We start from the raw sequence: 13,543 nt of genomic DNA, 5'->3' as shown, positions 1-13,543 counted from the left end.
AAGATTTACGAACTTACTACTAAACTATAATCACATTCATTAAACCTTCTTTCGGGCTATTGTAAACCTATCAAACAGTTGGGAAATCAATACGTTTCTTGAGCCTAATGAACTTATTTTAGGCTTACTACCTCTTTTTGAAGACTTGACTAAACAGCATAAAAAAACCGTCAAGTTCTTTAACGAGACGGTTTCTTATATGGTATATTAATCTTTTAAATTTCTACATTATTCAACTTACTGTTTTTATGGCTAAAGCTAAAATAGACTACTAATCCAATTAAAAGCCAAACCCCAAAATAAATCCAATTCCAAACACTAAGCTCTGCCATCATATACAAACAACAAATCAAACCTAATAATGGGATTAAAGATAAATTTTCTTTGTAAGACCAAACCATCAATCCAGCCAAAACAATTAGAAAAATCCACATTGGAATTTTATGCTTAAACAAGTCAAAGCCACTTTCGTATTTAACAGAATCCGCAATTGGCAAACCAGCAATTACTGAAGCATATTTTGCATCATCTTGTTGGTACTGACTTAACAAATGTTCTAAATCCGGCGTTTCATCTGTACTGTTTTTCGCATCGATACGTACTAAATAGTCATATACTTTTTGGGTTTCCTCTTTATTTAAAGATGTAATTATATCCGCTGAATTATTGATTTGTGTTTCATTAGTGATAAAATCCATAGTCGCTTTCTTATTGAATCCAAAAGCAAATACCAATCCGATAAGAAGTAAAACCGGCATAATAAATTTTGAATTTACATACGGTGTTTTGAATTTCCCTCTTGGAATATCAGTCTTATTTTGTAAAGCCAAAACTCCCGCACAAACCAATACAAAAGCAAATAGCGTTCCTATACTACACAAATCGGTAACCAATGTTAAGTTCAAAAACAAAGCTGGAACCGCTACTACAAAACCAGTAACAATTGTTGCATAAGAAGGCGTTTTATATTTTGGATGTACTTTTGAAAAACGTTTTGGCAGCAAACCGTCACGACTCATACTCATCCAAATACGAGGTTGTCCCATTTGGAAAACCAATAAAACACTTGCCATAGCCACAACCGCACTAACCGCAATAATTCCTGACATCCATTTCAGGTCTAATTTTTCAAATACAAAAGCTAATGGATCACCTACATTCAATAAGTCATAACTCACCATTCCTGTTAACACCAATGCTATAGCAATATATAAAATGGTACATATAATAATAGCCCACATCATTCCTCTTGGCAAATCACGTTGCGGATCTTTACACTCTTCGGCTGTTGTTGAAATAGCATCAAACCCAATGTATGCAAAAAATACTGCCGAAACTCCTTTTAAAACTCCTGTAACACCATTAGGTGCAAAAGGATCCCAATTAGTAGTATCTACATAGAAAACACCAACAGCAATAACCAAAAGAACGATACATAATTTTACCACAACCATAATATTACTGGCATTTCGGGATTCTTTCATTCCACGGTAAATCAATGCCGTAATTAAAACAATAATCAATAAAGCGGGAAGATCTGCTACAAAATGAAACGAACCAATAACTGGTGAAGTCGTCCAAGCGGTATAAGCATCTTGCAAAGCAGGACTCAAGTTCACAAATTCTTTTCCACCCTGCATCAATGCAGTAGCGTCATCAAATCCTCTGGAGGCGGATAAAAAATCCATTTGAACCCATTTTGGCAAATGAAGACCACCACTTTCGAGTAAACTTGTAAAATAATCACTCCACGATATGGCGACCGTTATATTACCTACTGAGTATTCCATAATCAATGCCCAACCAATAATCCAGGCTATAATTTCACCAAAAGCAACATAAGAATACGTGTAAGCACTTCCTGAAACGGGAACCATCGAAGCAAATTCAGCATAAGCAAAAGCAGCAAAACTACACGCTATAGCAGTAAACAAGAAAAGAAAGATAACCGCAGGACCTCCATCAGCACTCGCTTTTCCAATGGTACTAAAAATACCTGCTCCTACAATTGCTGCAATACCAAAGGCTGTCAAATCACGCGCTGTCAAATGTTTACCTAAAGCATTATATCCATCTGCATCCCTTTTTTCAACCTGTTTTAAAATATCTTGTACTGTTTTCTTTCTGAATAAACCCTTTAATGCCATATTGTAAATTTTATCATTAAAAATTAATATACTGTAAATTATATGCTCTTATCTTAAAAATAATGCAGATTATCTTGAAAAATCAAAAGTATAAAACAAATTGAACTAATAAAGTTTCTCGAGCTTTTTTTTTATATTATTTTTCAAAAAAGACAAAATGATTTTTTTTATTAATTTAAAAAGTCAAATCGAACACAATTCAATCAATAAAAGAAAAATCATTTAAATAGACAGAGAATTACTATTTCTTTTAGAATTCATTTCAAGCTGAAAATTATTTCACACAACTTCTTAGAATAGTAATCGGATGCAAGGCCTTTCTGCTGGTTCCGTCAAAAATCTGGTGACGACAACTGGTTCCTGCAGCAGCAATGGCTACATTAGGATCTGTAGCTCTAATTTTAGGAAATAAAGTATCTTCACCCATTTGCATGCTGATCTCATAATGTTCTTTTTCATATCCAAAAGAGCCTGCCATGCCGCAACAACCCGAATTATAAATGGTAACCGAACTGTTTTTAGGCACATTCAACATCGCAAAAGTCGCTTCAATAGAACTTAAAGACTTTTGGTGACAATGTCCGTGAATTTTTATTGTTTTCTCCTCATCAGAAAATTGCTCCGAATGAATTTTACCCGAAGTAATCTCTTTTTTGAAAAACTCTTCAATCGTAAATACATTTTTAGCTAATTTTTCGGCACTTTCTTTATCATCTGCCAATCGAATGTATTCATCTCTAAAAGTCAATATCGCCGAAGGTTCAATTCCTATCAAAGGACAATCAGCCGTAATATAATTCGAAAAAACGGCAACATTTATATTCGCAATTGCTTTTGCTTCTTCGAGAAAACCTTTAGAAATAAAGGCTCTTCCACTTTCTTCGTGATCTACCAGAATCACTTCATATCCTAATGTTGTCAATAACTCATAGGCATCGATTCCAACCGAAACATCATAAAAATTAGTAAATTCGTCACAAAACAAACATACTTTTCCGTTTACAAAAGAATCACTTGGCGCCTGATTCCAATTTTTTTCGTACCATTTTCTAAAAGTCTTCGGAGCCAAAAGCGGCACTTCTCTTTTTGGAGCAATTCCCATGCTCTTTTTCACCAAAGGCAAGTTCACCATGAAATTCGTAAATCTTGGAGTAATACTTCCTAGCCCATTCAGTTTCGCATTAAAAGCAAATACTTTATTTCGCCATGAAAACCCATTTGCTTTTTGATATTGGTACAAAAACTCCGATTTTAAAGCTGCCACATCCACATTACTGGGACATTCGCTGGCGCAGGCTTTACAACTCACGCACAAGTCAAATACTTTATATAATTCTTCGTGATCGAATTTATTATCTTTCTCTGAATGTGTCAAATATTCTCTCAGCGCATTGGCTCTGGCACGAGTCGTATCTTTTTCATTTCGGGTAGCGCGATAACTGGGGCACAAAGTTCCGCCAGCCGAAGGTAATTTTCTGCAATCGCCCGAACCATTGCATTTCTCTGCGGCGCGCAAAATCCCCATACTATCCGAAAAATCCTGAATTGTTTGTATTTCCGGTTCCTCTCTGCCCGCTGCCACCCGAAGATTTTCATCCATTTTGTCGGCGTTTACAATTTTCCCCACGTTCAAAATGGTGTTGGGATCAAAAGCATGTTTGATTCTTTTCAACAATTCATAATTCTGGTTTCCTATCATAAAAGGTAAAAACTCGCCACGAACAATCCCGTCTCCATGCTCCCCACTCAATGAACCTCTATATTTTTTTACCAAAATAGCCACTTCGGTTGCGATGTTTCTAAATTGATGCAGACCTTCTTTTGTTTTTAAATTTAAAACCGGTCGCAAGTGAATTTCTCCAGCTCCGGCATGTGCATAATAAATGGCACTCTGCCCGTGACGCTCCATCATGGCGGAGAATTCAGCAATATAATTGGGTAAATCACTCAACTCAACAGCGGTATCTTCTATGGAATCTGCGGCTTTATTATCGCCAACAATACTTCCTAAAAGTCCGAGACCTGCTTTTCGCAACTCATTTATTTTATCAATATCAGCCCCATAAATTTTAGGCAAAGCATACCCGAAATTATTTCTTTCCAAATCTGCAATCAAATCATCAGCTTGTCTTTCGGCATCTTCTATACTGTTATGCGACGCCACTTCGAACATCATAACCGCTTTTGGTTCACCTTGTATAAAAAATCTGTTTTTAGCTTGTTCCCTGTTGGTTTTTGTACAATCTAATATCGTGTCATCCATCATTTCACACGTATACAAATGATGTTTCATAGCAGTAACTACGGCTTCTAAACTTTCCTGAATGGTATGAAAATGGGCCACTACCATAACATTATACGTTGGTGGCACATGGTCCACTTTGAGCGTAATTTCGGTGGTAAAGGCAAGAGTCCCTTCGCTTCCGCAAAGAAGTTTCCCTAAATTTATGGTGTTTTCTGTTCCTCCAAAAAGTTCCGATTTTAATAATAAATCTATCGCGTATCCGGTATTTCGTCTGTGGATTTCAGGTTTTGGAAATTCCTTTATAATCTCTTTTTGGTTTTCTGTATTCGAAAGTTCCTCATAAACAGCCTTATAAATGGAGCTTTCGAGCGTGTTTCCTTTTGTTTTTTCAATAAATTCTGCCGAAGTTATTTCTTTAAATACTGCCAAACTTCCATCACTCAAAACCGCTTTAATGTCCACTATTTTATCTCGGGTAACGCCATATCGTATCGACGTAGTTCCCGATGAATTATTTCCCACCATTCCTCCTATCATACATCGATTTGAGGTTGAAGTATTGGGGCCAAAAAACAATCCGTGTTCTTTTAAATATAAATTCAGTTCATCCCGAATTACACCTGGCTGTACAGTAACCGTTTTTTTTATGGGATCAAAAGCAACAATCTTGGTAAAATGTTTCGAAACATCTACAATTATTCCGTTACCTACTGTTTGACCGGCTAAGGAAGTTCCGGCAGTTCTAGGCGTTATTGAAATCTTATTTTTTGCTGCAAAGCGAATAATTTTAACAATATCTTCCTCTGATTTTGGAACCGCTACAGCAAGTGGCATAATTCGATACGCAGAAGCATCTGTGGCATACACTGTTTTATGGAGATCATCATATAAAAGTGTTCCTTCTAATGACTGGGATAATTGCTGTAATTGAGGCGTGATTGACATTATTGATTCTTTAGTATTAATTCAGGCAAGGTTGTATATTTTAGGAAAATTAAATTTATAAAATCCATACAACAACTACTATTTAAGCTGTTGTTTTTTCTTTAAGACTCCCATTATACCCATAATCATTGCCTGTACTAATTAAAGGTTATTATAGCAAATATAAAAAAGAAAAAGAAAATAACGCTAATTTATGCGTTAATTAAAATAAAACCATACAATAACGCATAATAACGCATGATTATTATTAAACATCACAATACATGGACTCCTGCCTTGACATATTCTTCTAGTCTTGAATCCTTAGGATTCAAATCCGTAATTATTGTATGCAGTTGATTCAGCTCACAAACAACATAAGGCATCTTGGTATTTAGTTTTTCAGAGGTAACCATAGACACCACTTTATCAGAAGCTTGCATCATTGCTTTTTTTACAACCGAAACTTCATAACCCATCTCCGTAAGCCCTAATTTCACATTAATACTACTTGCCCCCATAAAACAAATATCTGCTTTTAGTGTTGACAGTACCTGCACCACATCCATACCTATAGTAACCATTGCGTTTTTTTGCAGTTTACCTCCAATAAATATCAATTCTACATTGGGATGCTGTGACAATTGCATCGCTATCGGCAAACTGTACGTATATATAGTCGCCTTTAAATCGGATGGTATTAATTTTGAAAAAGCCAAATTCGTAGTCCCTCCACTCATTATAATCACCTGACCATCAGACAATAAAGAAAGCGCCTTACTTCCTATTATTTTCTTTTTATCTTCATTGACTATAACTATATCAAAAATATTAGCAGGCCTATCTGTTACAGGAAAAGCCCCTCCATATACTTTTACAAGCAGTCCTTTATCATTCAATTCATTCAAATCTCTTCTAATAGTATCTTCTGATAATTTCAACTCTTGGGCTAATTCAATAGTATTGACTTTCTGCTCTTTAAGAATTTTAGCCATTATATAATTGTGTCTTTCTACTTTTAGCATTTTTATAAAATAAATTATGATATTACAAATATATCAAAAATATGCTTTATTATTCTGCTTCTAGTTTTTTAGTCATTTTACATGCTTATATATGGCTTAAAAACGTGTAATTTACAATAGTAAACGAATCAATAAATGCGTTATTTTGCGTTATTTAAAAATAAAATATGAAATATCGCATTTATACGCAATAAATATATTTGCTTTATAACCATAAAAAACCAACTAATTATGAAAAAATCATTCCTAATTTTATTGTTGTTTTTATTCGTACAAACTGCATTTGCACAAACAAAAACAATTACAGGAACTGTTAAAAACAAAGCTGATGGAATTCCTATACCAGGAGCTTCTGTGATTATTCAAGGAACAAATAACGGCAGCGTGACGGACATGGATGGAAAATACAATATCACTGCCTCAGTAGGACAAACACTTAGTTTTAGTTCTATGGGTTTTACAACTTCAACAATTAAAATTTCAGACAACACTAATTCTATAAATATTACTTTATCCGAAGAATTAAAAACTTTGAACGAGGTTATTGTTCTCGGTTCTACTCTACGTGCAACTCGTAAAGAATTAGGAAATGCAGTGACTAGTATTAAGGCTCAGGAATTAACCAGAGCCCAACCAATAGGAATAACATCTGCTTTACAAGGGAAAATTGCAGGAGCTCAAATCTCTCAAAACTCAGGAGATCCTTCAGGAGGATTTAGCATCAAATTGAGAGGTACTTCTTCTATTCTTGGTTCCTCTGACCCTTTATATGTTATTGATGGTGTTGTTATGAATAATTCAACAACTAATGTTACTAACTTAAATGTAACTTCAGGAAACTCAAATATCCAAATTGGACAAAACAGATCTTCTGATATAAACCCGAACGACATTGAAAGCATTGAGGTGTTAAATGGTGGTGCTGCTGCGGCTATTTATGGTTCCCGCGCTGCAAATGGTGTTATCTTGATTACTACCAAAAAAGGAAGGTCTGGAGCTACAAAGTATACTTTTTCAACAAGCTTAACTACAAATTCATTGCGCAAAAAAGTATATACAAATTTGGTAGGCAAACAATTCATGAATCCACTTACTGCAGGGCTTTATCCTATCAATAATGCTTCTGCTACACCAACAGCGAACACTGTAAATGTATTAGGAAGAAATTTAGACACGAGAACTTTTGATGTGACAAGACATGATTATCAAGATGATATTTTCACAACGGGTTTAGGAAATGACACCTATTTTTCTCTACAAGGGGGAGATGATAAAACAAAATATTCGGCTTCAATTGGATATATGAAAAATGAGGGAATTGTTAAAAATTCTGATTTTAAACGATTGGGTACTAAAGTAAAGTTACAACATGAATTCAACTCTAAATTAACGGCTTCTTTTGGTATTAATTATATTAATTCGAGTTCAAATGAAAAACCTGACGGAAATGTTTTTTGGAGCCCTATAAACTCCGTAATAATTACAAATAACATTTACGATTTAAACGAGAGAGATGCAAATGGTGATTTAAAAGCCGTAGAGTTGGGCAGAATAAATCCTCTTTCTGTAATTGAAACTTTTAAAATTACACAAGAAACGGACAGAATAGTTTCGGATTTTCAATTGAACTACAAACCTTTTAAAAATTTCACTGCTGACTTTATTGTAGGGGTAGATAATTTTAATCAAAAAGGAAATGTATTTATTCCAAGATATCCTTATGCAAATGTAAATCCTAGTTTTTTTGACAACGGATATGTTTCTGAATCTTCTAATAAAGTAAATCAATTAAATAACGACTTAAACTTAAGGTATTTATGGGAAATCAACCCGGATTATAAACTAACAACATCTGCCGGTTATAATATCCAGACTTACAGGGACAAATTTTTTGCAGTGGAAGGCAGGGATTTAAAACCATTTGTGGAAACTATAAATGCTTTTAATACTTTGATTGCCGGTTCTCCAAGTTCAGGAGAAGCAAAATATAATGTTTGGGGATACTATTTACAAGAAACAATAGGAATTAAAGATAAATTATTTTTTACTGCGGCTGCCAGATTGGATGCCTCAACGGTATTTTCTAAAGAAAATCGTTCTCAATTTTACCCGAAATTAAGTGCGAGTTACGTATTATCTAACGAAGATTTCATGAAGGATGCTTTTGTCAGTTCTGCACGTTTACGTGGTTCTTGGGGTGAATCCGGAAGTTTAACTGCAATTGGGCCTTACGCTCGTTTTACAAATTATGCTACAGGAAACTTAGTTGGTAATACTACTTTTACTATTGAAGGAAACAAAAAAGGAAATTTAGATTTAAGACCTGAAAAAAGTTCAACTTATGAAGTTGGCGCTGATGTTGGATTATTCAATGACCGCGTAAATCTATCTTTAAGTTATTACAGGGCAGATATAAAAGATTTATTGTTACCGGTTCAATCTGCCGCATCAACTGGATCTACAAATACAATTCAGAATGTTGGAAAAATGAATAACAAAGGGATAGAAATAGGTTTTAAATACAATGCTATCAGAAAAGAAAACATTAATCTTGATTTAAGCTTTAATTTCAGCAAAAATAAAAATGTTGTAACAGATTTACCACAACCAAGATTTCAATTGGATAGTAATCCTGCTGGAGCACCTGTTTTTGTTGAAGTTGGTAAGCCTATAGGCATATACTACGGAACTTATTATGCCAGAAATGATGATGGAAGTTTTTTACTAACACCGTCAGGATACCCACAAGGTGAAAAAGGAAATCCTACAACAGGAGCAGCGCAGAGAGATGCATCAGGTCAGCCTATAGGAACTTTTCTTAATAAACAAATTGGAGATCCAAATCCTGACTATATCCTATCATTTGGAGCAAATTTAAATGTAAAGAAATTTAATTTTTCTGTATTATTTGATGGTGTTCAGGGTGTAGATGTTTTTGATGCAGATTATAGAACACGTCAAGGTGTTGGAACTGGGGAATTAGCAGCAAAAGAACTTACTGGTGAATTGCCAAGGGGATACATTTGGTCTATCTATCAAATACAAGAATTTAGAGTAGTTGACGGAAGCTATATAAAATTAAGAGAAGTTTCTTTGAGTTATTCTTTTGGTAAATTAAATAGCTTTTTTAATGATTTGACTATAAACGCTAGTGGTAGAAATTTATATTCTTGGGACAAATTTACTAGTTATGATCCAGAAACGAACTCTGGTGGGCAATCATCTGTAGCAAAATACAACTTTGGATCTATTCCAATTCCTAAATCATATTCAATAGCATTAAAATTTCAATTTTAATTTAAAACAACACTATCATGAAAAAAATAATTTTATTATTCCTATTTTTAGGTCTCTCTTTAACCTCATGTGATGATGAGTTTTTAGACCCTACAAAACCAACTGAAGAAGATGTATTTTCGAGCAGATCCGGTTTAATAGGAGCAGCAAACGGATTACAAAGTAAATGGAGCGTAGGAAGACAAAGTCCTGTATATACAATAATAACTGGAAGTGGCTTTACCACAAACGAATTTCGTTTATTAAACGCAGGTAATGCTGATGAAGCTGAACTTTTAGCAGGAGGCGTATCTGTATCTTCTAAAAATGCTTTAATCAATAATCTTTGGTCTCAAAGTTTGGTTATTAATGCCGAAGCTCAAAAAGTATTAGATAAAATTGATATTATTACTGTCCCTGCAGAAAAAGCAAGTGTGTTTGTACATGCTTCAATTTACAAAGCTTTAGCAATTGGAACACTTGTTCAATTCTTTGAACAAGTGCCATTGGAAACCATGAAAAATGCGACATTCAGCTCAAGAGCCGAAGTTATTGCAGCAACTATTGCTACTTTGAAATCAACCGAACCGTATTTAGCAACAGCGAATGGATTTTCGGGTTTAGTGGGTAGTATCAAATACAAGAATACGGTTAATGCTCTTTTGGCTCGTTTTTATTTAATGGCCGGCGATAATGATAATGCTTTATTGTATGCAAACTTGGTTGATTTAACCTCTAAATCTACTTTTTTATACGATGCCATCAGTAATAATCCTATTGCAAACGCTGCTATCTTGACACCCAATAATTACCAACCTATTGATCGTACTTTTGGTTTACCAACAGCACTTGCCCCTACTTCATCTGATGGTCGAGTTAATTTCTATATAACACCAGGTTCTAATCCTACAACTGGAGCCGGTTTTTTTGATTCAAATTCAAAGCTGATTACTTTATATCTTCCTGGCGAAATAATGCTTATTAAAGCGGAGGCATATGCACGAAAAAATCAATTACCAGAAGCTATTCTAGAGCTAAACAAAGTGCTGACAAAAACTGCAGCAGCTGATGCATTTGGTGTTGGCGCTAATTTACTCCCTTATACCGGTACTGTTAATCAAACCAGTATTTTGACAGAAATATACAGAAATCGTTGTATCGAATTATACATGTCTGGTCTAAAACTGGAAGACAGTAAAAGATTTAATCGTCCTAATACCGAAAGAAATCGCGATTGGTATCCTTATCCCGATTCAGAAAGGTTTAACAACCCAAATACTCCAGCTGACCCGGCTAATTAAAAATGTAAAACACAAACGAGGCATTTAATCCGTTATTTCGCCTCGTTTTTTTTATACAATTAACACCCTAAATCTCTATTTTATTATACAAAAGTTAGCAATAACTTTCTATAAAAAATAGTTTTCAGAGGTCGTTTATGCCGTTTTTTTTTACAAAAAAATGAATCTCAATTTTTTCCAAATCAATTAATTTACAAAAAATGAAAAAGAACAACCCTGATACAGAACAAGAATCCCTTTATTCGAATTTAGATAAGATGAGTACTCATGAGCTACTTTTAAATATCAACAAAGAAGATAAAAAAGTAGCGGATATCATTGAAAAACAAATCCCTAATATTGAAAAACTGGTAGACAGTATTGTATCCAAAATGAAACTGGGTGGCAGGCTATTTTATATTGGAGCAGGCACATCCGGAAGAATTGGTATTCTTGATGCATCAGAATGTCCTCCTACTTTTGGGGTTCCTGACAATTGGATTATTGGCATCATAGCCGGTGGGGATTCTGCCATTAGAAAAGCCGTAGAAAATGCCGAAGATGATATCAATCAAGCTTGGAGAGACTTATCAGCTTATGCCATTTCAAGTTTAGATGTAGTAATAGGAATTGCCGCTTCTGGAAATACACCTTATGTTATTGGCGGTTTAAATAAAGCTCGAGAAAATAATATCGTTACAGGAAGTATTTCTTGTAATAGTGAAAGTCTGATTTCTAAAGAGGCTGATTTTCCTATAGAATTGATCGTAGGACCTGAATTTCTTACTGGAAGTACACGAATGAAAGCCGGAACATCTCAAAAACTAGTCTTAAACATGATTTCGACATCCGTTATGATAAAACTTGGACGGATCTATGGAAACAAAATGATTGACATGCAATTGTCTAATAAAAAATTAGTTCAAAGAGGTGTTGAAATGATTGTAGAAGAATTGAAAATTGATGAAAAATTAGCTTCTCAATTATTAAAAAAACACAAAAGCGTTAGAGCTGTTTTACTGGCTGAAAATAAAAATCTAGCCATTTAACGCTCCATTATTTAAAATACTAACTATCTAAAGCTTATAAAATGACACCAAGTGCAATCCTAATCCTTATCATCATTTATTTTGGTATATTGTTCTATATATCGCATAGAGTCAGCAGGAAAGATGACAGTAACGAAGCATTTTTCAAAGCTAATAAAAATTCAAAATGGTATTTAGTAGCTTTTGGAATGATAGGGACGGCACTATCCGGAGTGACATTTATATCGGTTCCAGGAGAAGTTGGTGCTCCAAGTGGGGAACAATTCAAATATTTTCAGTTTATATTGGGTAATGCCATAGGATTTATAATAATTACAAAATTACTATTGCCACTCTATTACAGAATGAATTTGACCTCTATATATGGCTATATAGAACAAAGAATGGGGTCCTATAGCTACAAAACAGCAGCAACTATTTTTTTAGTAAGCAGAACCGTTAGTTCTGCATTCAGACTTTATCTAGTAGTAATCGTACTGCAACGCTATGTTTTTGATTTTTATAAAATTCCGTTCTTTTTGACGGTATTAATATCATTGCTTTTAATTTTTTCTTACACCTACAGAGGAGGTCTTAAAACAATAATCATTACAGATACTTTACAAACTTTTTTTCTGGTAACTTCTGTCTTTCTTACCATTTATTTCATTTGTGACAGTCTCGATTTAAATGCAATTGGTGCTTTTAATGAAGTTAAAAACAGCGATTATTCAAAAGTATTTTTCTTTGATGATTTTATGACGAGTAAATTTCATTTTGTGAAACAAATCTTAGGAGGTATGTTTGTTACGATAGCAATGGTAGGCCTTGACCAGGATTTGATGCAAAAAAATCTGAGTTGTAAAAACATTGGCGAAGCTCAAAAAAACATGTTTACCTTTACCGGAATCTTTGTTATTATCAATATTTTCTTTCTAAGTGTTGGCGCACTACTTTATATATATGCTAATAAAAATGGAATTGCAGTTCCTCTTGATCTCGTTACAAACAAACCAAGAACTGACTTGTTGTTTCCTGAAATTGCATTAAATCATTTATCAACAATTCCGGCCATTGTATTTTTACTAGGAATTATTGCGGCTACTTTTGCAACTACCGATTCTGCATTGACAGCACTTACAACCTCTTTTTGTGTTGATTTTCTGGGTATGGATAAAGCCGAAAATAGAAGTAAACAAAATGTGGTAAGAAGAAGACATTTAGTACACATCGGATTTTCAGCATTAGTATTTTTAGTAATACTCATTTTCAATTCCATTAACGACAGTTCTGTAGTAGGAATGATATTCAAGGTTGCTTCCTACACTTATGGTCCTTTGTTAGGGTTATATTCTTTTGGCTTATTTCTAAAATCAAAAAAAGTAAATGACAAACTAGTTCCTTTAATATGTATATTATCCCCTGCTTTAACTTATATCATTAGTGAAAATTCTAAAACATTATTTTTTGGGTACGTATTTGACAATGAATTAATCCTATTAAATGGGCTAATTACATTTATTGGGCTTTACCTGATCAGTAAAACTTCTGATGAAGTGGTACATTTTTAAAAAGTGGTACATTAGACCGAATATATTAAAATAAGAACATTATACTG

Annotated in this window: 7 protein-coding genes; 4 read left to right on the top strand and 3 right to left on the bottom strand. The window is 34.0% G+C overall.

What is annotated here, in order from left to right:
- Positions 1-215: 215 nt before the first annotated feature.
- From ACNQGX_RS06500 to ACNQGX_RS06490, 3 genes are all read right to left on the bottom strand, one after another.
- On the bottom strand, positions 216-2,147 hold the full coding sequence (locus ACNQGX_RS06500; RefSeq protein WP_417975123.1) for an amino acid permease: 1,932 nt from the start codon (positions 2,145-2,147) through the stop codon (positions 216-218).
- A gap of 274 nt (positions 2,148-2,421) precedes the next feature.
- Positions 2,422-5,337, bottom strand: coding sequence for an FAD-binding and (Fe-S)-binding domain-containing protein (locus ACNQGX_RS06495; RefSeq protein WP_417975122.1), 2,916 nt, complete (start codon positions 5,335-5,337; stop codon positions 2,422-2,424).
- A 254-nt stretch (positions 5,338-5,591) separates the two neighbouring features.
- A complete protein-coding gene (locus ACNQGX_RS06490) occupies positions 5,592-6,341 on the bottom strand; it encodes a DeoR/GlpR family DNA-binding transcription regulator (RefSeq protein WP_417975121.1) in 750 nt (249 codons plus the stop codon).
- 231 nt (positions 6,342-6,572) lie between these two features.
- Between ACNQGX_RS06490 and ACNQGX_RS06485 the strand changes: the two genes are divergently transcribed.
- The 4 genes from ACNQGX_RS06485 to ACNQGX_RS06470 all read left to right on the top strand — a co-directional run bounded on the left by ACNQGX_RS06485 (position 6,573) and on the right by ACNQGX_RS06470 (position 13,496).
- Positions 6,573-9,638 (top strand): SusC/RagA family TonB-linked outer membrane protein, encoded by a 3,066-nt coding sequence (locus ACNQGX_RS06485; protein WP_417975120.1) that lies wholly within the window; start codon positions 6,573-6,575, stop codon positions 9,636-9,638.
- A gap of 17 nt (positions 9,639-9,655) precedes the next feature.
- A complete protein-coding gene (locus ACNQGX_RS06480) occupies positions 9,656-10,918 on the top strand; it encodes a RagB/SusD family nutrient uptake outer membrane protein (protein ID WP_417975119.1) in 1,263 nt (420 codons plus the stop codon).
- A 200-nt stretch (positions 10,919-11,118) separates the two neighbouring features.
- Complete coding sequence (gene murQ / locus ACNQGX_RS06475) at positions 11,119-11,946, top strand: N-acetylmuramic acid 6-phosphate etherase (RefSeq protein ID WP_417975118.1); 828 nt, start codon at positions 11,119-11,121, stop codon at positions 11,944-11,946.
- Between the two features lie 41 nt (positions 11,947-11,987).
- Complete coding sequence (locus ACNQGX_RS06470; RefSeq protein ID WP_417975117.1) at positions 11,988-13,496, top strand: sodium:solute symporter; 1,509 nt, start codon at positions 11,988-11,990, stop codon at positions 13,494-13,496.
- The last annotated feature ends 47 nt before the right edge of the window (positions 13,497-13,543 follow it).

It is taken from the genome of Flavobacterium glycogeni, from assembly GCF_048286775.1.
Taxonomy (GTDB): domain Bacteria; phylum Bacteroidota; class Bacteroidia; order Flavobacteriales; family Flavobacteriaceae; genus Flavobacterium.
Note: the sequence above shows the minus strand (reverse complement) of the source record. Positions and strands in the feature narration are given on the sequence as shown.

Excerpts from the sequence above, each read along its gene's own strand:
- ACNQGX_RS06500 (WP_417975123.1), bottom strand. The coding sequence starts at position 2,147 with ATGGCATTAAAGGGTTTATTCAGAAAGAAAACAGTACAAGATATTTTA.
- ACNQGX_RS06495 (WP_417975122.1), bottom strand. The coding sequence starts at position 5,337 with ATGTCAATCACGCCTCAATTACAGCAATTATCCCAGTCATTAGAAGGA.
- ACNQGX_RS06490 (WP_417975121.1), bottom strand. The coding sequence starts at position 6,341 with ATGCTAAAAGTAGAAAGACACAATTATATAATGGCTAAAATTCTTAAA.
- ACNQGX_RS06485 (WP_417975120.1), top strand. The coding sequence starts at position 6,573 with ATGAAAAAATCATTCCTAATTTTATTGTTGTTTTTATTCGTACAAACT.
- ACNQGX_RS06480 (WP_417975119.1), top strand. The coding sequence starts at position 9,656 with ATGAAAAAAATAATTTTATTATTCCTATTTTTAGGTCTCTCTTTAACC.
- murQ (WP_417975118.1), top strand. The coding sequence starts at position 11,119 with ATGAAAAAGAACAACCCTGATACAGAACAAGAATCCCTTTATTCGAAT.
- ACNQGX_RS06470 (WP_417975117.1), top strand. The coding sequence starts at position 11,988 with ATGACACCAAGTGCAATCCTAATCCTTATCATCATTTATTTTGGTATA.